Here is a 19,439-nt window from a genome sequence, read left to right as displayed (position 1 = left end):
CCCCCCCCCCCCCCCCCCCCCCCCCCCCCCCCCCCCCCCCCCCCCCCCCCCCCCCCCCCCCCCCCCCCCCCCCCCCCCCCCCCCCCCCCCCCCCGGCAGGGGGATCGTCACACCGCCCACCAGACCGTGGTGTCGGCGGGCAGCTCCGCGACGCCCTCCCCGTGGGAGACGGGCTCGCTGGAGAGGAGGAACCGGCCGGGCAGCGGGACGGAGATGGCCCGGCCGGTGGTGTTGGCGGTGCAGACGAAGCCGTCGCGGCGGAAGGAGAGCACACCCTCGGGTGCCTCCAGCCACTCGACACCTTCGCCCGCACCGAGTTCGGGGCGCTCGCGGCGGACCGCGAGCGCGCTGCGGTACAGCTCCAGGGTGGAGCCGGGGTCGCCGGCCTGCGCCTCGACGCTGAGCCCGCCCCAGGTGGCGGGCTGCGGCAGCCAGCTGCCGCCGCCGCCGAATCCGTACGAGGAGCCCTCGACGGTCCACGGGATGGGCACCCGGCAGCCGTCGCGGAAGCCGTCCTGGCCGGTGGCCCGGAAGAACGACGGGTCCTGGCGGACCTCGTCGGGCAGGTCGGTGACGTCCGGCAGGCCGAGCTCCTCGCCCTGGTACACGTACGCCGATCCGGGCAGCGCCAGCATCAGCAGCGTCGCGGCCCGGGCCCGGCGCAGGCCCAGCTCGCGGTCGCCCGGCTCTCGCAGCTGGGTGCCGAGGCCCGCCGGGTTGGCGAAGCGGGTGGCGTGCCGGGTGACGTCGTGGTTGGAGAGCACCCAGGTGGTGGGCGCGCCGACCGGGCGCATCGCGGCGAGCGAGGCGTCGATCACCCGGCGCAGCTCCTCGGCGTCCCAATGGGTGCCCAGGTACTGGAAGTTGAAGGCCTGGTGCATCTCGTCGGGGCGGACGTAGTGGGCCGTGCGCTCGACGGTCGGGGTCCACGCCTCGGCGACGAGGACGCGCTCGCCGTCGTACTCGGAGAGGACCTGGCGCCAGGAGCGGTATATCTCGTGGACGCCGTCCTGGTCGAAGAACGGCATGACGTCGTTGCCGAGCAGCTTGAGCTGGTCGTGGGCGCCGATGTCGGGCAGCCCCTCGGCCTTCACCAGGCCGTGGGCGACGTCGACGCGGAAGCCGTCGACGCCCATGTCGAGCCAGAAGCGCAGGATGGAGCGGAACTCGTCGCGTACGGCGGGGTGTTCCCAGTTGAAGTCGGGCTGCTCCGGCGCGAAGAGGTGCAGGTACCACTCGCCAGGGGTGCCGTCCGGCTCCTCGACGCGCGTCCAGGCGGGGCCGCCGAAGATGGACTCCCAGTCGTTGGGCGGGAGTTCGCCGTCGGCGCCCTTCCCCTGCCGGAAGTGGTAGCGCTCGCGCAGCGGGGAGCCGGGGCCCTCGCGCAGCGCGCGCTGGAACCACTCGTGCTGGTCGGAGGAGTGGTTGGGCACCAGGTCGACGATGATCCGCAGGCCCAGCTCGTGCGCCTCGCGGATGAGCGCGTCGGCGTCGAGGAGGCTGCCGAACATCGGGTCGATGGCCCGGTAATCGGCGACGTCGTAGCCGGCGTCCGCCTGCGGGGAGGCGTAGAAGGGGCTGAGCCAGACGGCGTCGACGCCGAGCTCCTTCAGGTACGGCAGCCGGCTGCGGATGCCCTCCAGGTCGCCCATGCCGTCGCCGTTTCCGTCGGCGAAACTGCGGGGGTAGACCTGGTAGATCACCGCGTCTCTCCACCAGCCCGTGTGCGTGCCGGTGGTCGGGGCGGCGGCGGGGGCAGCGAGATGCTGGGTCATGTCTTCCTTGGTGGGTAAAGGAGATGCGTACAAGTGGGGCGCTCAGCCCTTGACGGCGCCGGCGGACATGCCGGTCACCAGGTGCCGCTGCACGAAGAGGAACACCAGCGCGGCCGGGACGGCGATGAGGACGGAGGCCGCGGACATCGGCCCCCACTGGGCGCCGTACTGGTTGACGAACTTCTGCAGTCCGCCGGCCAGCGTGAGGTTCTCGTCGCCGACCATGAAGGCGGAGGCGTAGGCGACCTCGCCCCAGGCGGTGATGAAGGAGTAGAACGCCGTCACCGCGATGCCGGGCTTGGCGAGCGGCAGAATCAGCCGCCAGAAGGTGCCGAACGGGGTGAGGCCGTCGACCTGTCCCGACTCGTCGATCTCGCGCGGGATGGTGTCGAAGAAGCCCTTCATCATCCAGGCGCAGAACGGTACGGCGATGGTGAGGTACGTGATGACCAGGCCGGCGGGCTGGTTGAGCAGCCCCATCGACGACATGATGTTGTAGATCGGCACGATGAGGACGGCGACCGGGAACATCTGGGTGATCAGCAGCGTCCACATCAGTCCGCGCTTGCCGGGGAAGCGGAAGCGGCTGACGGCGTAGCCGGTGGTGGAGGCGATGAAGACGCCGAGGAGCGTGGTGAGACCGGCGACGAGGAGCGAGTTGCCGAACCAGGTGAGGAACGGGGTGTCGCTCAGCAGGTTCGTGTAGTTCTCGAACGTCGTCTCCTTGACGAAGTCCGTCGTGGTCGCGTACTTGGCCGGCTTGATGGAGGTCAGGAAGACCCACAGCACCGGGAAGACGGCGATCACGGAGGCCGCGATCAGGGTGGCGTGCAGCCCGACCGAGGCGAGCGGCGAACGGCGGCCGCGGGTGGGGGCGGGGGCGTTGGCGGCTGTGGTCACCAGACTTCTCCCTGCTTGTGGAGGACGCGCCGGTAGACCGCGGCGAAGCCCATCAGGAGGATGAGGATCAGGACGCCCCAGGTGGACGACTGGGCGAAGTCGCGCGGGCTGATCTCGAAGGAGAACTTGTACGCCTCGGTGACCAGGATCTGGGTGGCGTCGCCGGGCCCGCCCCGGGTGAGCAGGAAGATCACCGGGAACATGTTGAAGGTCCAGATGGTGCTCAGCAGGATCACGGTGGTGGACACCGAGCGCAGGCCGGGCATCGTGATGTGCCGGAAGCGCTGCCAGGCGCTCGCGCCGTCCATCTCGGCGGCCTCGTAGAGCTCACCGGGGATGGACTGCAGTCCGCCGAGGAGGGCGACCATCATGAACGGGACGCCGAGCCAGACGTTGACGGCGATGACCGAGAACTTGGCCCAGGTGGGGTCGTTGAGCCACGGCACGGCGTCGATGCCGCCGCCCGCGAGGAGCTGGTTGAGCATGCCGCGGCGCTCGTCGTAGAGGAAGCTCCAGGCGAAGACGGAGACGAAGCCGGGCACGGCCCAGGGCAGGATCAGCAGCATCCGGTAGACGGAGCGGCCCGCGATCTTCCGGTTGAGGATGTTGGCGAGGACGAGGCCGAGGGTGAAGGTGACGGACACACAGGACACCGTCCACACCAGCGTCCAGCCGAGCGTGCCGAGGAACTGGCTGCCGGTCAGAGCGTCGGCGTAGTTGTCCAGGCCGACGAACTCGTAGGTCGCGGGGATCTCGTTGACGCCGATGGACCGCGCGACGTTGCGCTCGTTGGCGTCGGTGAGCGAGAGGTAGATCCCGCGGACGAGCGGGTAGCCGATGATCACGGCGATCACCACGGTCACCGGGGCGACCATCGCCCAGGCGTACCAGTGGGTGGTGAGAGAACGACGGACCCTGCCGCCGGACGTGCCAGTACCACGGTGCCGGCCGCGGGCGTCGTCGCCCGCGGCCTTCACCGCCGACTGGCTGCTGGTGTCCACAGCCATCAGCCGGCCTGCCTTCCTTGTTACTTCCAGTCCTTCAGGAGCTTGCGGTAGGCGTCACCCGTCGCCTTGGCTCCCGCCTCCGGGGTGGCCTGGCCGGTCAGGACCTTGGTGTACTCGGTCTGCAGCGGCGCGAAGAGGCTGCCGGCCTCCGGGATCCAGGGGCGCTCGACGGCCTTGTCGACGACCGGCTTGAAGAAGCCGATCATCTCGTTGCTCGCCACGTCCGGCTTGATGTAGACGGACTCGCGGGTCGGGAGCAGGCTGAGCTCCGTGGCGGCGGTGGCCTGGGCCTCGGCGGAGGTCATGTACTCGACGAAGGCGTACGAGGCGTCCAGGTTCTTGGAGCCCGCGTAGACGGCGAGGTTGTGACCGCCCTGCGGGGCGCCCTGGCCGGCCGAGCCGGCGGGGACCGGGGCGATGCCCAGGTTCGCCTTGTCGGCGAACTCCTTGCCCGCGAAGGTGTCGGTGACGGCCCACGGGCCGTTGATCATCATCGCGACCTTGCCGTCCTTGAAGGCGGCCTGCATGTTGTCCCAGCCCTTGGTGGCGTCGGTGATCGCCGCCTTCGAGTCGACCAGGTCCTTGACGGTCGTGAAGGCCTTGACGCCGTTGGCGTCGTCGACGGTGACCTTCTTCTCCTCGGCCTTGACCAGGTCGCCGCCCTCGCCGTACAGGAAGGAGAGGAACCAGTAGGCGTCGTCGCCGCGCAGGTAGAGACCGGTCTTGCCGGTCTTCTCCTTGATCGTGGCCGCGACGGTCTTCAGCTCGGCGATGCTCTTGGGGACCTCGACGCCGGCGTCCTTGAAGATCTTCTTGTTGTAGAAGATGCCCATGGAGTCGATGACCTGCGGCACGGCGTAGGTCTTGCCGTCGTACTTGGTGGAGGCGGCGGCCTGCTTGAGGAAGTCCTTGTCGTCCTTCAGCGCGGCGGTGCCGTCGAGCGGGGCGAGGTAGCCGAGGTTGGCGAAGTCCGGGGTCCAGGCGACCTCGGAGCGGATGACGTCGGGGGCGCCGTTGCCGGACTGCGCGGCGTTCTTGAACTTGTTCTGCGCCTCACCGAACGGCACGTTCACGTACTTGACGGTGACCTTCGGGTGCTTCTTGGTGAAGTCCTCGGCGAGCTTCTTGAAGACCTTGTCCTCGGAGCCGACCGTCGAGGTGTCCCACCAGGTCACGGTGCCCGAGAGCTCGCCGGAGCTCTTCGAGCCGCCGCCGTTCGAACCGCCGTCTTCACTACCGCACGCCGCCAGGGTCACGCCCAGGGCCGCGACCAGCGCGGTGGCCGCTATGCCACGCCGCATGTGAACTCCTTCAACTGATCCCGGGGTGACGAGGGGCTGGAACCTGCCTCATGCGACCGCTCCCTCGCGGCGCGCCGGGTTGCCAGGAACGTAACAGGGATGAAAACGAGCCGAAAGACCTTGCGAGAACTTTCTGCAAGGAGCGGTGATCGTTACATCGGCGTGTCCTGAAGGTTGCCGACGAGTCGCTTGACACCGGGCATTAGGGCCCTCTCAGGCCCTCTTGCGGCTGCCTTGCGGTCCTGCAAGTCTTTGCATCATCTCTTGCAGGGCCGTTTCACGGCCGCCCCGACCTCGTTGTCAGTACGACTCCCAGCCACTGGAATACGCGAGAGGGACACCGCACATGGCCCACGAGCTCACCTCACCGTCGCTGCCGGACTCCGCAAGCTCTTGCGCAAGCACCGCCCGCCGCACCGGCTGGTGGCGGGACGCCGTCATCTACCAGGTGTACGTCCGCTCCTTCGCGGACAGCGACGGCGACGGGATCGGGGACCTTCGGGGCGTACGGGAGCGGCTGCCGCACATCGCCCGGCTGGGCGCGGACGCGGTCTGGCTGACGCCGTTCTACGCCTCCCCGCAGGCGGACGGCGGCTACGACGTGGCGGACTACCGCGCGGTCGACCCGGTCTTCGGGGACCTGGCGGACGCCGACGACCTGGTGCGCGCGGCGCACGGTCTCGGCCTCAGGGTCATCGTGGACATCGTCCCCAACCACACCTCCGACCGGCACCCCTGGTTCGAGCAGGCGCTCGCGGGCGTGGGCCGGGACCGGTACGTCTTCCGGCCGGGACGCGGCCCCGGCGGCGCGCTCCCGCCCAACGACTGGGAGTCGGTCTTCGGCGGCCCGGCGTGGAGCCGGGTTCCGGACGGCGCCTGGTACCTCCACCTCTTCGCGCCCGAACAGCCGGACCTGAACTGGCGGAACGAGGAGGTCCGGGCCGAGTTCGACTCGGTGCTCCGCTTCTGGCTGGATCTGGGGGTGGACGGCTTCCGGATCGACGTCGCCCACGGCATGGTCAAGGCGGAGGGCCTGCCCGACATCGGGCAGGGGCAGCAGGCGAAGCTCATCGGCATCCAGCGGCTGCCGTTCTTCGACCAGGACGGGGTGCACGAGATCCACCGCGGCTGGCGCCGGCTCCTGGAGTCGTACGGCCCCGATCGCATCGGGGTCGCAGAGGCCTGGGCGCCGACGCCGGAGCGGCTCGCGCTGTACGTACGCCCCGACGAGCTGCACCAGGCCTTCAACTTCCAGTTCCTCAACTGCGCGTGGGACGCGGCGGCGCTCCGGTCGGTCATCGACGAGTCGCTGCGCGCCACGGCCTCGGTGGGCGCCCCGACGACCTGGGTGCTCTCCAACCACGACGTGGTGCGGCACAGCACCCGGTACGGGAGCCAGGACCGGGCCAGGGCGGCGGCGCTGCTGATGCTGGCGCTGCCGGGCTCGGCGTACGTCTACCAGGGCGAGGAGCTGGGCCTGCCCGAGGTCACGGACCTCCCGGACGAGGTCCGCCAGGACCCGGCGTTCCTGCGCGGCGACGGGCAGGACGGGCTGCGCGACGGCTGCCGGGTCCCGCTGCCGTGGACGCCGGACGGCCCCTCGTACGGCTTCGGCCCGGGCGCCGCCTGGCTGCCGCAGCCCCCGGAGTGGGCCGCCCTGAGCGTCGCCGCCCAGACCGCCGCCCCCGGCTCCACCCTGGAGCTCTACCGCCAGGCCCTGCGCCTCCGCCGCGAGCACCCGGCACTGGGCGCGGGCGACACGGTGGACTGGCTGGAGGCCCCGGAGGGGGTGCTGGCCTTCCGCCGCCGGGCGGAGGGCGGCGACGTGCTGGTCACCCTGAACACGACGGCGCGGGAGGTGGCCCTGCCGCTCACCGGGTCACCGCTCCTGACCAGCACGCCGCGCGCGGACCTGCACGCGCACAGCGCCGATGGGCACCCGGCCGAAGGCCCCGGCCTCGCCGGGGGAAACGGGGGCCCCGCCCCCGTACTGCCCTCGCCCGCCGGGGAGTTCGGGGCCCGCGTCGCGCATGCGCGCAACGTCCGGGTTGCCGCCGACTCCTGCGTTTGGTGGGCAATCTGACGTGCGACCGGTACAGTCCAATCCCATGACCGCGCGGCTTGCCGACATCGCAGCCCAGGCGGGGGTCAGTGAAGCCACAGTCAGCCGCGTGCTCAACGGCAAGCCCGGTGTGGCCGCGGCCACCCGTGAGTCCGTGCTTGCCGCACTGGACGTCCTCGGCTACGAGCGTCCCGTACGGCTGCGTCAGCGCAGCGCCGGGCTCGTCGGGCTGATAACCCCCGAACTGGACAACCCGATCTTTCCCGCGCTCGCGCAGGTCATCGGGCAGGCCCTGACACGACAGGGCTACACCCCCGTGCTCGCCACGCAGACCCCCGGCGGGTCCACCGAGGACGAGCTCACCGACATGCTCGTCGAGCGGGGCGTCTCCGGGATCATCTTCGTCTCCGGGCTGCACGCCGACACCACCGCCGACATGACGCGCTACGACCAGCTGCGCGGCAAGGGTGTCCCGTACGTCCTCATCAACGGCTTCTCCCCCAAGGTGCAGGCCCCCTTCGTCTCGCCCGACGACCGGGCCGCGATGCAGCTGGCCGTGACGCACCTCGCCGCGCTCGGGCACACCCGGATCGGGCTCGCCGTGGGCCCGAAGCGGTTCGTGCCCGTGCTGCGCAAGATCGAGGGGTTCCAGCGCGGGATGCGCGAGCGGCTGGGGCTCTCCCCGGAGGAGTCCGAGGCGCTGATCCAGCACTCCCTCTACACCCTGGAGGGCGGCCAGGCCGCCGCCGGCGCCCTGATCTCCGCCGGCTGCACGGCCGTCGTCTGCGCGAGCGACATGATGGCGCTCGGCGCCATCCGGGCCGCCCGGCAGCAGGGGCTCCAGGTCCCCCGCGACGTCTCCGTGGTCGGTTTCGACGACTCCCCGCTCATAGCGTTCACCGATCCGCCGCTGACCACGATCCGCCAGCCCGTGCAGGCGATGGGGCAGGCGGCGGTCCGGGCGCTGCTCGAAGAGATCGGGGGCACTCCGGCGCCGCACAGCGAGTTCGTCTTCATGCCTGAGCTGGTCGTTCGCGGTTCAACCGCTTCTGCCCCGAGTCAGGGGAACCCCTGACGTCCCTCCCCCTCAGGACGGAGCGTGTGCGCCTCGAACCCGTCGGAGGGATGATCGGACGGAGGGAATGGATCTGGCAGACTCTCCCCCTATGGGTGAAGCGACCGTGAAAAGTTTGGAAGACCGGACGGCGGCCGGCCCGTCACCCATGTCGGACGGTGGCGGGGTGCGAGCCCGCCTTCGCACGCCACGACGACCGCGGATCTGGTTCGAGATCCTGCTCATCGGCGTCAGTTACTGGACGTACTCGCTCATCCGCAACGCGGTACCGGAGCAGAAGGCCCAGGCGCTGAAGAACGCCGACTGGATCTGGGAAGTCGAGCAAAGCCTCGGGCTCGCCTTCGAGGAGACCGTCAACCATGCCGTGAACTCGGTGACATGGCTGATCGTGTCGATGAACTACTACTACGCGACCCTGCACTTCGTCGTGACCATCGGTGTGCTCGTGTGGCTGTACCGATGGCAGCCGGGCCGTTACGCCGCGTCCCGTACGGTCCTGTTCGCCACCACCGGTGTGGCCCTCGTCGGTTACTACCTGTATCCGCTCGCGCCGCCCCGGCTGATGAACGGCCAGTCGTTCATCGACACGGTCCTGGTCCACCACACCTGGGGCTCGATGGCCTCGGGCAACCTCAAGCACATGTCGAACCAGTACGCGGCGATGCCGTCGATGCACATCGGCTGGTCGCTGTGGTGCGGTCTCATCATCTTCGCCCTGGCTTCGGCGCCGTGGGCGCGCATCCTCGGTCTGCTCTACCCGGCCGCCACCCTGGTCGTGATCGTGGCCACCGCCAACCACTTCTGGCTGGACGCGGTGGGCGGCATGATCTGCCTCGCCTTCGGCTTCGCCCTCTCGTACGTCTGGTACGGCTCCACTCCGAAGAGCCTGCCTAAGCTGGTGGAACCGGCGGCTCCGGTGGCCCGGGGCGGCCCACGGCGGTCCCTGGCGGTCCGCGAGGAGGAGTCCGAGACGGAGTCCGAGAAGGAGCGCGTGGCCAGATAGCAGCGGCGCCGACCGGTCACCCCCGGTGCGTGACGCGGCCGCCCGTCACCGTGAAGCGGATCGGTGCCTGTTCCGTCTCGTCGGCCGGGGCCTCGGCCGGGTCGACCGTGAACGCGGTCAGGTCCGCCCGGTGGCCGGGGGCGATCCGGCCGCCGAGCCGCTCCTCCCCCGCCGCGACCGCCGCGTGCGTGGTCAGGCCCTCCAGGGCCATCAGGCCGGTCAGCCCGTGCCGGGCGGAGGCCGCGCCGCGCGGGGCCTGGGCGGTGGCGAGGACCTGGCGGGCGTCGTAGTGGGCGATGGGCCAGTCCGAGCCGAGTGCCAGGTGGGCGCCCGCCTCCCGCAGGTCCCGGCAGCGCCAGGCGCGGTCCGCCCGTACGTCGCCGAGCCGCTTGGACCACTCGTCGGTGTGGTCGGCGCGGGTGTACGCGGTGTGCGGGGGCTGCATCGAGGCGACGACGCCGAGCGCGGCGAACCGGCCGAGCTGGCCGTCGGGAACGGTCTCGATGTGCTCGATCCTGTGCCGGGGCCCGCCGCCGCCCAGGGCCTCCACGGTGTCCAGGACGTGCCGGACCGCCGCGTCGCCGATGGCGTGCGTGGCGGTGCCGATCCCGGCCTCGTGGAAGTGGCGTACGGCGGCCGAGTAGGCGGCCGGGTCGGGCCAGAAGGCGTCCGTGCCCTGGCCGTGGCAGTCGGCGTGCTCCAGCCAGGCGGTGCCGCCCTCGACGGTGCCGTCCATGAAGAACTTCACGCCGCCGACCCGCCACAGCCGCCCGGACCGCTCCTGGAGCCGTACCAGCTCGTCCAGGTCGTCCGTCGTCGCTCCGGGCATGCACCAAGGCGCGAGCCGGAGCCGTAGCGGCAGGTCGCCCTCGGCCTCCACGGCGGTGAGCAGCCCGGGTACGTCGTGGCCGCCGAGGTCCATGACGTGCGCGCCGGTCAGTCCGGTGGCGGCCATGGCGGTCAGCAGCTCGACGAGCCGGTCGCGCCGCTCGGCGTAGGGCTGGGTGGGCAGGACGGGGGTCATGAGGTCCATCGCGGCGTGCTCGATCAGATGGCCGGTGGGCCGTCCGTCGGCGTCGCAGACGATCTCGGAGCGCTGGGCGAAGGTGCGGGGGCCCGCGATGCCGGCGGCCTTCAGGGCCGCCTCGCTCGCGAGGGCGGAGTGTCCGTCGTAGAGGCGCAGGAAGGCCGGGGCGCCGCCGAGGACGTCCTCGATGAGCTCGCGGTGGATCGGCCGGCCGCCGAAGACGTTGTGGTCGAGGGCGAAGCCGATGATCCAGCCGTCGCGGCGCTCGGCCGTCGCGAGGACCGACCGCAGCCCGTCGAGGTCGCGTACGGCGGAGAGGTCGGTGCCCGTGAACATCTCCAGGCCCCAGACGGGGTGGCTGTGGGCGTCGGTGAGGCCGGGCGTGAGGGTGGCGCCGCCGAGGTCGACCGTCTCGGTGCCGGGTCCGCGCCAGGCGCGGGCATCGGCGGCGTCGCCGAGGGCCGTGATCAGTCCGTCGTGGACGGCGACAGCGGTGTGCCCGGAGAGCTCGGGCGTGCGGACGCGGGCGTTGACGAGGACGAGGTCGGGTGCGGGCACGACGGTGTTCCTTCTTCAGGCTCGGCGGCGAAGTGGGCGTAGATCTCGGGGCGCGTGCGGCGCAGCCGGTACGCGAGGAGGAGCCCCAGGACGAAGACGGCGGGGACGAGGGCGACGAGGACGGTGTTGACGGTGGCGGAGGCACCGGTGAAGAGGGCGACCTTGGAGACCACGAGACCGATCGCCACGGCGAGCAGCAGAGCGGCGGCGACGGGGGCGACCAGGGTGCGCAGGGCGCCCTCGTGGTGCGGGGCGCGCCGGAAGTAGCGGACGACGGCGAGGGCGGCGAGCAGCATCAGCGCCATCAGCCCGATCATTCCGGGGGTGTTCACCCAGAGCAGCAGCTGCTGGTACGGGTCGGCTCCGGCCACCGCGAAGCCGAGGACGATGACCGCGCCGAGGACGGTCTGGGCGACGCCCGCCATGTACGGGGAGCCGTGCCGGGGGTGGATCCGGCCGAGTACGGCGGGCAGGACGCCCTCCTCGGCCAGCGCGAGGCCGTAGCGGTTGATCGCGTTGTGGAAGGCGAGGAGCGAGGCGATGATGCTGGTCACGATGAAGACGTGCATCAGGTCGGCCGCCCAGGCGCCCACATAGGTGGTGATGGCCGCGAAGAACAGGCCGCCGGGGTCGTCGGCCGCGGCCTTGACGACGGCGTCGTTCCCGAACGCCTGGATCACGGTCCAGACGACGAAGGCGTAGAAGAGGCCGAGGAAGCCGACCGCGATGTAGGTGGCGCGGGGGATGGTGCGGGCGGGGTCGCGGGCCTCACGGCGGTAGATCACGGTGGACTCGAAGCCGGTGAAGGCGGAGAACGCGAAGGCCAGGACGGCGGCCGTGCCGGGGACGAGCACGTTGCCAGGGGTGAAGGAGGCCAGGGAGAGCCCGTCGGCGCCGCCGTCGAGCAGGACGCCGCCGGCGAGCAGGACGAGGATGCCGGTCTCGGCGACGAGCAGGACACCGAGGACCTTGGCGCCGAAGTCGATGGAGCGGAAGCCGCCGTACCAGATGAGCAGCAGTCCGGCGAGGGAGACGGGGAGCCAGGGGACATCGATGCCCCACAGGGCGTGGGCGGTGTCGGCGGTGGCGGTGCCGAGCAGCCCGTACACGCCGATCTCCATGCCGTTGTAGCCGAGCATGGCGAGCAGGGCGGCGGCGATGCCGACGGGCTTGCCGAGGCCACGGGTGATGTACGCGTAGAAGGCGCCGCCGCTGCGGACATGACGGCTCATCGTGGTGAACCCGACGGCGAAGACCGCGAGCGTGATGCCGGCCAGGAGATAGCCGGCGGGGGCGCCGATGCCGCCGAGGACGATGGCGATGGGGGCGACGCCGGCCATGACGGTGAGCGGGGCGGCGGCCGAGACGACGAAGAAGGAGATGTCGGCGGTGGAGAGTGTGCCGGTTCTCAGCCCCTCGGGAGCGGAGGAGGTCTGTGAGGACATGGGAGGGGAAGCCCTTCCGCGACAGGAAACCTAAAGGGTTTTGGTTTCGCGCAATGTAGCCTCGCGTTCGACGATTCGGGAAGACCTGACCAGGGGGAAATCATTCATGGGCCGGCCGCGCAAGCCCCTCCTCGACCGCGAGCGCATCACCACGGTGGCGCTCGAACTCGTCGATGAGCGGGGCGAGTTCAGCGTCCCGCAGATCGCGAAACGGCTCGGGGTGCAGACCGCGTCGGTGTACCACCATGTGGACGGCCGCGACGGCATCGTGGAGCTGCTGCGCGAGCGGGTCTGCGAGGCGATCGACGGGGACACGCTGGACCTGGAGCCGTGGGACGCGGCGATGGCGGCCTGGGCGCGCTCCTACCGCGCGGCCTTCGCCGCCCACCCCCGGGCGATCCCGATGCTGATGACCTCACCGGTCCGGGCCCCGAAGGTGCTCGCCCAGTACGAGCGGGCGGTGGCCCGGCTGCTGGCCGCCGGCTTCGACAACGCCGACGTCATGACCGTGATCGTCGCCCTTGAGAACATGGTCCTCGGCTCGGCGCTCGACCTCGCGGCCCCGGCCGCCATGTGGGAGCTGCCCGACGAGATCACGACCCCTCGCCTGGCCCGTGCCCTGGAGGCGGTGGGCCCATCCCGCGCGGACGCCGCCTTCGACCTGGCCCTGGAGGCCTTCCTGGTCCATTGCCGGGCGCTCCTGGACGCGCCGGACCCTCAGGCTCCGTAGCGCAGGCCCCATAGATCAGGCCCCGTAGAACAGCTCCTCGACGACCGCCCGCGCCCGGCGCGTGATGCGGCGGTAGTCGTCGACCATCTCGCCCACGTGGCCCGGGCCATAGCCCAAGTACCGCCCGACCGCCGCCAGTTCGCGGCCGTCCGAGGGGAACGTGTCCCCGGGCCTGCCCCGTACCAGCATCACCGCGTTGCGGACGCGGGTCGCGAGCACCCAGGCCTCGTCCAGGATCTGCGCCTCGTCCGTCGGGATGAGCCCGGCCGCGTGGGCGGCGGCCAGGGCCTCGCGGGTACGCGTCGTGCGCAGGCCCGGCTCGGCCCAGCCGTGCCGCATCTGGAAGAGCTGGACCGTCCACTCGACATCGCTCAGACCGCCACGGCCGAGCTTGGCGTGGAGCGTCGGGTCGGCGCCGCGCGGCAGCCGCTCGGTCTCCATCCGGGCCTTCAGCCGCCGTATCTCGCGCACCGCGTCCTCGCCCAGCCCCTCCGCCGGGTAGCGCAGCGGGTCGATCAGATCGATGAACCGCTCCCCCAACTCCAGATCGCCCGCCATCGGTTCGGCGCGCAGCAGCGCCTGGCTCTCCCAGACCAGCGACCAGCGGCGGTAGTAGGCCTCGTACGACTTCAGCGTACGGACCATCGGGCCGTTCTTGCCCTCCGGCCGCAGATCCGCGTCGATCGGCAACGATGGGTCAACCGTGGGGAGTTGGAGGAGCCGGCGGATCTCCTCGACGACCTGGTTGGCGGCCTTGGCCGCCTCCTGCTCGTCGACGCCCTCGCGCGGCTCGTGCACGAACAGGACGTCGGCGTCGGAGCCGTAACCGAGCTCGTGCCCGCCGAAGCGGCCCATGCCGATGACCGCGAACCGGGTCGGCAGGGTGTCGCCCCAGCCCTCCCGGACGGCGGCGCGCACCGCACCCGCGATCGTGGCCGCGTTGAGGTCGGTGAGCGCCAGGCCGACCCGGTCGACCAGCGCCCCCGGGTCGAGCTCGCGGGGGCTGTCCTCCGTACCGTACGAGCCGATGAGATCGGCCGCGGCGGTACGGAACAGCTCACGGCGCCGTACGCCACGGGCCGCCGCGACCGCCTGCTCGGCGCCGTCGGCGCGGCCGACCGCCGCGAGGATCTCCTGCTCCAGATGGTCGCGCCCGCGCGGCTTCAGCCCCTCCGGGTCGCCGAGGATCGCCACCGCCTCGGGGGCGCGCAGCAGCAGGTCGGGGGCGAGCCGCCCGGCGGAGAGGACCCGGGCGAGGTTCTCGGCCGCGGCGCCCTCGTCGCGCAGCAGCCGCAGGTACCAGGGGGTCTTGCCGAGCGCGTCGGAGACCTTGCGGAAGCCGAGCAGTCCGGCATCCGGGTCTGCGGAGTCGGCGAACCAGCCGAGCAGCACGGGAAGCAGCGTCCGCTGGATCGCGGCCTTGCGGGTGACGCCGGAGGCGAGCGCCTCCAGATGGCGCAGCGCGGCGGCGGGATCGGCGTATCCGAGCGCTTCGAGCCGCTGGCCGGCGGCCTTGGGGCTGAGCCGGGTCTCGCCGGGGGTGAGCTGGGCGACGGCGTCGAGCAGCGGCCGGTAGAAGAGCTTCTCGTGCAGCCGCCGGACGACCGCGGCGTGCCGCTTCCACTCCTTGTTCAGCTCGGTGACCGGGTCGGTGCGCAGGCCGAGCGAGCGGCCGAGGCGGCGCAGGTCGCTCTCGCCCTCGGGGACGAGATGGGTGCGGCGCAGCCGGTAGAGCTGGATGCGGTGTTCCATCGCGCGCAGGAAGCGGTACGCCTCGTCCAGCTGGGCCGCGTCGGCGCGGCCGACGTAGCCGCCGGCGGCGAGCGCCTTCAGGGCGACGAGGGTGGTGCCGCTGTGCAGCGTCGCGTCACCGCGGCCGTGCACCAACTGGAGGAGCTGGACGGCGAATTCGACGTCCCGCAGGCCGCCGGGGCCGAGCTTCAGCTCGCGCTCGACCTGGGCGGCCGGGATGTTGTCGACGACCCGGCGGCGCATCTTCTGCACGTCGGGGACGAAGTTCTCGCGCTCGGCGGCCTGCCAGACCAGCGGGGAGACGGCCTCGATGTACTCGGCGCCCAGCTCCGGATCGCCGGCCACGGCCCGCGCCTTGAGGAGCGCCTGGAACTCCCAGGTCTTGGCCCAGCGCTGGTAGTAGGCGAGGTGGGAGGAGAGGGTGCGCACCAGCGGGCCGTTGCGGCCCTCGGGGCGGAGGTTGGCGTCGACGGGCCAGATGGTGCCCTCGACGGTCGTCTCGGAGCAGATCCGCATGAGGTGGGAGGCGAGCCGGGTCGCGGCCTGCAGCGCCTTGCCCTCGTCGGCGCCCTCGACGGGCTCGGCGACGAAGATCACGTCGACGTCGGAGACGTAGTTCAGCTCGTGGCCGCCGCACTTGCCCATGGCGATGACGGCGAGCCGGCAGTGGGCCGCGTCGGCGGGGGCGGCGGTACGGGCGATGGCGAGGGCGGCGCGCAGCGTCGCGGTGGCGAGGTCGGCCAGCTCTGCGGCGGTCTGGGCGACCTCGGCGGAGCCGCAGACGTCGCGGGCGGCGATGGCGAGGAGGCAGCGGCGGTAGGCGACCCGCAGGGAGACCGGGTCGGTGGCCTCGGCGAGGCCGTGCTCGAACTCGGCGATCCCGGGGTTCAGGTCGACGGCCTCGTAGGTGACCAGGGCCTGCCAGTCCCGGGGGTGCTTGGCCAGGTGGTCGGCGAGCGCCTCAGAGGCGCCGAGCACGCCGAGGAGCCGGTCCCGGAAGGGCTTGGCGGAGAGCAGCGTGGCGGTGAGCGTCTGGCGCTCCTCGTCGGGCTGCGCCTCGACGAGCCGGACCAGGCCGCGCAGGGCGAGGTCGGGGTCGGCGGTCGCGCCGAGGGCGTCGAGGAGCACGGAGTCGTCGCGCAGGGCCATCAGCTCCGGGACGTCGAGCAGCCGCTCGGCGCCGGACGGATCGGTGAACCCGTGCCGCAGCAGCCGGCTGAAGGTACTGCTTCTGCGCCCCGGCACCGTCGTCATTCCGCCGCTCCCTCCACCGCCGTTCCGCGATCGAGCCTATCCGGAGGGCGGGGCCGGGTCTCCCCGGGGCGCGAGACCGACATACCTCCGCGAAAGGGACCTTCGGTTCGTACGAGATCACACGTGATGCCTCACACATTCCTCTCTGTCCGCCGCCGATGAACCGTATTCCTTAAAGGGCCGTCTTCCCGGGCGTAAGCCCTTGTCCATCCCTTGTGAAAGCGCGCCTCTCGATGCCCGTCCGCCGCCGTCTCCGTCCCGTCTCCGTGCTGACGACCAGCGCCGTCGTCGCCGGTTCCTTCATGGGACTCCTCCAGCTGACCTCCGGCTCCGTCTTCGGAGCGGAGGCGCCCGAGAGCCGGGCGGCGGAAGCCGCACCGGTGGACGAGCATGCCGGGAAGCCGGCCACGAGGGAGCCGGGGCGGCGCGCCGAGCAGCCGGCCGTGGTGCCGGTGCGGACCCCCGACGTCTCCGTGGCGCAGATCGTGGCCCACCCGGACGACGACCTGTACTTCATGAACCCGGACACCGCGCAGTCGATCCGCTCGGGCCGGTCGCTGACCACGGTGTACCTGACGTCCGGTGAGGCGGACGGCGTCAACGCCGGCCGGGGCGCCGCCCACCGGCCCGCCCCCGACAAGGCCGGCTTCGCGGCGGCCCGGCAGAACGGCATACGCGCCGCGTACGCGGAGATGGCCACCGGCAACCGCACCAGCCCCTGGGACCGCGTCTCCATACCCACCGTCGGCGGCGGCGCCGCCGAGCTGGACACCCTGCGCGCCGCGCCGCAGATCAGCCTGATCTGGCTCCAGGTGAGCGAGGCCGGCGCGATCAGCGCCGACCGCCCGCACAGCCTGAACGGACTGTGGAACGGCCGGGTCCCGGTCCTGAAGTCCCAGCGCGCCACCGGCACCCCGGTCGCCACCGACTTCACGTACACCAAGGAGCAGGTGATCGAGGCCCTCACCACGCTCCTGGAGCGGATCCGGCCGACGTTCGTCCGGATGCAGGACCCGACACCGGGCCGGAACCCGAAGACGGGGAAGTTCGCCGACCACCAGGACCACCTGTACGGCGCGCGGTTCGCCCAGGCCGCCCTGGAGCGGTACGCCGAGCGGTCCACCCCCTCGGGGCGCCCGCACTTCGGCGTACAGAACTACCTCGGCTACCCCACGAGCTCGCTGCCGCACACCCTCGACCCCGCGTCGGCCGAGGCCAAGCTGCGCACCCTGCGGACGTACGCCTGGTCGGACGGGGTCAACGACTGCGGCGACCCGGTCGGCTGCGGTGACCTCAAGGTGGCCCAGCGGCCCGCCGGAGCGGGCTGGGCGCAGACCCTCCGGTATGCCCGGGGCACGTCCACCTCCTGGGTGCAGCGCGACCGGGACGGCGGCCTGCACGCGTTCTCGGTGCTCGACGGGCGCCTCGCGGTGTGGACGAAGGCCACGGGCACGGCCGGCGAGTGGCAGGGACCGGTGCTGCTGCCGGGCCGGGGCCTGGACAGCGGGGTGACGTCGGTACGGCTCAAGGACGAGCGGATCGCCGTCTTCGGCACGCGGACGCTGATCGGCGGCCCGGCGGGGACGTACCGCCGTGAGGTGGTGACGACCGAGCAGACCGCTCCGGGCGGCTCGTTCGGTCCATGGCGCTCGCTCGGCACGCCCGAGCGGGACGACCGCCGGGGCACCTCCGACATCAGCGCCCCGGCGGTGGCGGTGGACGGCACGGGCCGGGCCACGGTGGTCCTGCGCGACAGCGCCCACCGGCTGACGGCGCGCGAGCAGCGGCCGGACGGCACCTGGGGTGCGTGGCGGCGGCTCGGCGTGAGCGCGGCGACCACCCGGAACGGGTCGGGGGCCGGGACCCTCGGGACCGGCACCCGGGGGACGGGGGTCCTGGGCGCCCCGGCCGCGGGGATCACGGCCGTCGGCACCGTGTACGGCGATCCGGTGGCGACGACGGACGCGGCGGGCCGGATCCATGTCTTCGCGGGCACGACGAAGACCGTCCTCACCTGGTCGCAGCAGAGCCCCGGCGCCCCGCTGGGCGGGCAGCGGCCGACCGGTCTGCCGGCGACGACGCTGGCGCTGAACGCGAGCCCCTCGCCGGCCGGCGACGGCGTACGGCTCTGGTTCCGCAAGCCGTCCTCGGGCGACCTCCGCACGGCCGACCTGCCGGGCACGGGCCGCGGCCTCGCCTCGCCGGTCACCGACATCGCGGGCGGCGTCGCGGGCTACGGCCCGGTGGGAGGCGGCCCCGGGATGCTCGCGGTCCGCTCCCGTACGGGCGTCCTGGCGACGGCCCCGGAGGCGGCCGGCCGCGCCGGCCGGAACACGGTCGCGGGGAACAGGGCCGGGACCGGGCGCACGGCTGCTCAGCCGCTGTGGACGCTGCAGAACTTCCTCTTCTCGGGCGCGCCGGGCGGGGTCGTGGACGGGGTGGCCACGATGGGTCTGGACGGAAAGCTGCACTGGACGCCCGCGGTGCGATGAGTCGCGGCCGGGTCCACGGTCATAGGTACGTAGAGACGTATCTCCGGAGAGGGAACGACCATGACCCCGGAACCGACCCTGGACCCCCGTTTCAGCGACCCGAAGGCCCGGCCCGCCGAGTGGTCGGCGGCGGCCGCCCGGCTGGCCGAGGCCGAGATCTTCTGGCTGACCACCGTCCGCCCGGACGGCCGCCCCCATGTCACCCCGCTGATCGCGGTCTGGTCGGCGGACGCGCTGCACTTCTGCACCGGCCCCGACGAGCGCAAGGCGCGCAATCTGGCGGAGAACCGGGAGGTCGTCCTCACCACCGGGACGCCCTCGCTCGACGAGGGCTTCGACCTGGTGGTGGAGGGCGAGGCGACCCGGGTGACGGACGAGGCGCGGCTGCGGGCGCTGGCCGACGCGTATGTGGAGAAGTACGGGCCGGATTGGCGATTCGACGTGCGCGACGGGGCCTTCGTGGGCGACGGTGGGACCGCCCTGGTGTTCGCCGTCGCGCCGCGCACGGTCTTCGGCTTCGCCAAGGGCGAGCAGTTCGGCCAGACCCGCTGGCGTTTCTGAGGAGACCTTCCATGAACTGGACGCTCGAAGTCGTCCTCGTCCCCGTGACCGACCTCGACCGGGCGAAGGAGTTCTACGGCGAGAGGTGCGGCTTCACGATCGACCTCGACACCGAGGTCTCGCCGGGCATCCGCATCATCCAGGCGACGCCGCCGGGCTCGCGCTGCTCGATCTCGATGGTGAGCGGCATGCCGCCGATGCCCGGCACGAAGGCGATGACGCCGGGGTCCCTGCAGGGCCTCCAGCTCTGCGTCACGGACATCGAGTCGGCGCGCAAGGAGCTGGTCGACCGGGGCGTGGACGTCACCCCGATCCGCCACGTCGGCGCGACGGGCTGGGAGGACGGCAAGGGCGAGACCTGGAACTCGTTCATGTCCTTCACGGACCCCGACGGCAACGGCTGGGTGGTCCAGGAGGCCCCGTCGGAGTTGTCCGAGCGGTGACGTCCGGGTGAACAGCACGCGAGGCCATTCCCGTGTGAAGCGTGGCAGACGAGA

At 72.0% G+C, this 19,439-nt stretch carries 14 protein-coding genes; 7 read left to right on the top strand and 7 right to left on the bottom strand.

Annotated elements, in window-relative coordinates:
• Positions 1 to 107: 107 nt before the first annotated feature.
• Genes ACZ4VI_RS33460 through ACZ4VI_RS33445 form a run of 4 tightly spaced genes read right to left on the bottom strand, consistent with a single transcriptional unit; the run spans position 108 to position 4,983 of the window.
• Complete coding sequence (locus ACZ4VI_RS33460) at positions 108 to 1,775, bottom strand: glycoside hydrolase family 13 protein (protein WP_468005486.1); 1,668 nt, start codon at positions 1,773 to 1,775, stop codon at positions 108 to 110.
• 42 nt (positions 1,776 to 1,817) lie between these two features.
• Positions 1,818 to 2,678, bottom strand: a complete 861-nt coding sequence (locus ACZ4VI_RS33455; protein ID WP_468005488.1) for a sugar ABC transporter permease — start codon at positions 2,676 to 2,678, stop codon at positions 1,818 to 1,820.
• Positions 2,672 to 3,682 carry a carbohydrate ABC transporter permease gene (locus ACZ4VI_RS33450; protein WP_468005484.1) on the bottom strand — a complete coding sequence of 337 codons (1,011 nt, stop codon included), beginning with the start codon at positions 3,680 to 3,682 and terminating at the stop codon, positions 2,672 to 2,674. The genes ACZ4VI_RS33455 and ACZ4VI_RS33450 overlap by 7 nt, the downstream gene beginning before the upstream one ends.
• 20 nt (positions 3,683 to 3,702) lie before the next feature.
• Complete coding sequence (locus ACZ4VI_RS33445) at positions 3,703 to 4,983, bottom strand: extracellular solute-binding protein (RefSeq protein ID WP_468005482.1); 1,281 nt, start codon at positions 4,981 to 4,983, stop codon at positions 3,703 to 3,705.
• 346 nt (positions 4,984 to 5,329) lie between these two features.
• Here ACZ4VI_RS33445 and ACZ4VI_RS33440 point away from each other — a divergent pair, with 346 nt between their 5' ends.
• The 3 genes from ACZ4VI_RS33440 to ACZ4VI_RS33430 all read left to right on the top strand — a co-directional run bounded on the left by ACZ4VI_RS33440 (position 5,330) and on the right by ACZ4VI_RS33430 (position 9,123).
• Complete coding sequence (locus ACZ4VI_RS33440; protein WP_468005480.1) at positions 5,330 to 7,066, top strand: glycoside hydrolase family 13 protein; 1,737 nt, start codon at positions 5,330 to 5,332, stop codon at positions 7,064 to 7,066.
• Between the two features lie 25 nt (positions 7,067 to 7,091).
• Positions 7,092 to 8,120, top strand: coding sequence for a LacI family DNA-binding transcriptional regulator (locus ACZ4VI_RS33435; RefSeq protein ID WP_468005478.1), 1,029 nt, complete (start codon positions 7,092 to 7,094; stop codon positions 8,118 to 8,120).
• Between the two features lie 91 nt (positions 8,121 to 8,211).
• Positions 8,212 to 9,123: a phosphatase PAP2 family protein gene (locus ACZ4VI_RS33430; protein ID WP_468005476.1), complete on the top strand. Its 912-nt coding sequence runs from the start codon at positions 8,212 to 8,214 to the stop codon at positions 9,121 to 9,123.
• 16 nt (positions 9,124 to 9,139) lie between these two features.
• Here ACZ4VI_RS33430 and ACZ4VI_RS33425 read toward each other — a convergent pair whose 3' ends face one another.
• Together ACZ4VI_RS33425 and ACZ4VI_RS33420 are read right to left on the bottom strand one after the other, a co-directional pair.
• Positions 9,140 to 10,708: an amidohydrolase gene (locus ACZ4VI_RS33425; RefSeq protein ID WP_468005474.1), complete on the bottom strand. Its 1,569-nt coding sequence runs from the start codon at positions 10,706 to 10,708 to the stop codon at positions 9,140 to 9,142.
• A complete protein-coding gene (locus ACZ4VI_RS33420; protein WP_468005472.1) occupies positions 10,618 to 12,153 on the bottom strand; it encodes an APC family permease in 1,536 nt (511 codons plus the stop codon). The genes ACZ4VI_RS33425 and ACZ4VI_RS33420 overlap by 91 nt, the downstream gene beginning before the upstream one ends.
• Before the next feature lie 106 nt (positions 12,154 to 12,259).
• Between ACZ4VI_RS33420 and ACZ4VI_RS33415 the strand changes: the two genes are divergently transcribed.
• Complete coding sequence (locus ACZ4VI_RS33415; protein ID WP_468005470.1) at positions 12,260 to 12,883, top strand: TetR/AcrR family transcriptional regulator; 624 nt, start codon at positions 12,260 to 12,262, stop codon at positions 12,881 to 12,883.
• A gap of 15 nt (positions 12,884 to 12,898) precedes the next feature.
• Here the strand turns inward: ACZ4VI_RS33415 and ACZ4VI_RS33410 are convergent, their stop codons facing one another.
• On the bottom strand, positions 12,899 to 15,889 hold the full coding sequence (locus tag ACZ4VI_RS33410) for a bifunctional [glutamine synthetase] adenylyltransferase/[glutamine synthetase]-adenylyl-L-tyrosine phosphorylase (RefSeq protein ID WP_468005468.1): 2,991 nt from the start codon (positions 15,887 to 15,889) through the stop codon (positions 12,899 to 12,901).
• Between the two features lie 233 nt (positions 15,890 to 16,122).
• Between ACZ4VI_RS33410 and ACZ4VI_RS33405 the strand changes: the two genes are divergently transcribed.
• Genes ACZ4VI_RS33405 through ACZ4VI_RS33395 form a run of 3 tightly spaced genes read left to right on the top strand, consistent with a single transcriptional unit; the run spans position 16,123 to position 19,385 of the window.
• Positions 16,123 to 18,381: a PIG-L family deacetylase gene (locus ACZ4VI_RS33405; RefSeq protein WP_468005466.1), complete on the top strand. Its 2,259-nt coding sequence runs from the start codon at positions 16,123 to 16,125 to the stop codon at positions 18,379 to 18,381.
• Positions 18,382 to 18,441: 60 nt separating this feature from the next.
• The gene (locus tag ACZ4VI_RS33400) at positions 18,442 to 18,942 is read left to right on the top strand and encodes a pyridoxamine 5'-phosphate oxidase family protein (RefSeq protein WP_468005464.1); all 501 of its coding nucleotides are present in this window, start codon (positions 18,442 to 18,444) and stop codon (positions 18,940 to 18,942) included.
• Positions 18,943 to 18,953: 11 nt separating this feature from the next.
• The gene (locus ACZ4VI_RS33395) at positions 18,954 to 19,385 is read left to right on the top strand and encodes a VOC family protein (RefSeq protein WP_468005462.1); all 432 of its coding nucleotides are present in this window, start codon (positions 18,954 to 18,956) and stop codon (positions 19,383 to 19,385) included.
• Positions 19,386 to 19,439 lie beyond the last annotated feature (54 nt).

It is taken from the genome of Streptomyces sp. NPDC029169 (assembly GCF_055563935.1).
Note: the sequence above shows the minus strand (reverse complement) of the source record. Positions and strands in the feature narration are given on the sequence as shown.

What these genes read in the sequence shown, in the direction of transcription:
- ACZ4VI_RS33460 (WP_468005486.1), bottom strand. Translation starts at nt 1,775, where the DNA reads ATGACCCAGCATCTCGCTGCCCCCGCCGCCGCCCCGACCACCGGCACG.
- ACZ4VI_RS33450 (WP_468005484.1), bottom strand. Translation starts at nt 3,682, where the DNA reads ATGGCTGTGGACACCAGCAGCCAGTCGGCGGTGAAGGCCGCGGGCGAC.
- ACZ4VI_RS33445 (WP_468005482.1), bottom strand. Translation starts at nt 4,983, where the DNA reads ATGCGGCGTGGCATAGCGGCCACCGCGCTGGTCGCGGCCCTGGGCGTG.
- ACZ4VI_RS33440 (WP_468005480.1), top strand. Translation starts at nt 5,330, where the DNA reads ATGGCCCACGAGCTCACCTCACCGTCGCTGCCGGACTCCGCAAGCTCT.
- ACZ4VI_RS33435 (WP_468005478.1), top strand. Translation starts at nt 7,092, where the DNA reads ATGACCGCGCGGCTTGCCGACATCGCAGCCCAGGCGGGGGTCAGTGAA.
- ACZ4VI_RS33430 (WP_468005476.1), top strand. Translation starts at nt 8,212, where the DNA reads ATGGGTGAAGCGACCGTGAAAAGTTTGGAAGACCGGACGGCGGCCGGC.
- ACZ4VI_RS33420 (WP_468005472.1), bottom strand. Translation starts at nt 12,153, where the DNA reads ATGTCCTCACAGACCTCCTCCGCTCCCGAGGGGCTGAGAACCGGCACA.
- ACZ4VI_RS33415 (WP_468005470.1), top strand. Translation starts at nt 12,260, where the DNA reads ATGGGCCGGCCGCGCAAGCCCCTCCTCGACCGCGAGCGCATCACCACG.
- ACZ4VI_RS33410 (WP_468005468.1), bottom strand. Translation starts at nt 15,889, where the DNA reads ATGACGACGGTGCCGGGGCGCAGAAGCAGTACCTTCAGCCGGCTGCTG.
- ACZ4VI_RS33405 (WP_468005466.1), top strand. Translation starts at nt 16,123, where the DNA reads ATGCCCGTCCGCCGCCGTCTCCGTCCCGTCTCCGTGCTGACGACCAGC.
- ACZ4VI_RS33400 (WP_468005464.1), top strand. Translation starts at nt 18,442, where the DNA reads ATGACCCCGGAACCGACCCTGGACCCCCGTTTCAGCGACCCGAAGGCC.
- ACZ4VI_RS33395 (WP_468005462.1), top strand. Translation starts at nt 18,954, where the DNA reads ATGAACTGGACGCTCGAAGTCGTCCTCGTCCCCGTGACCGACCTCGAC.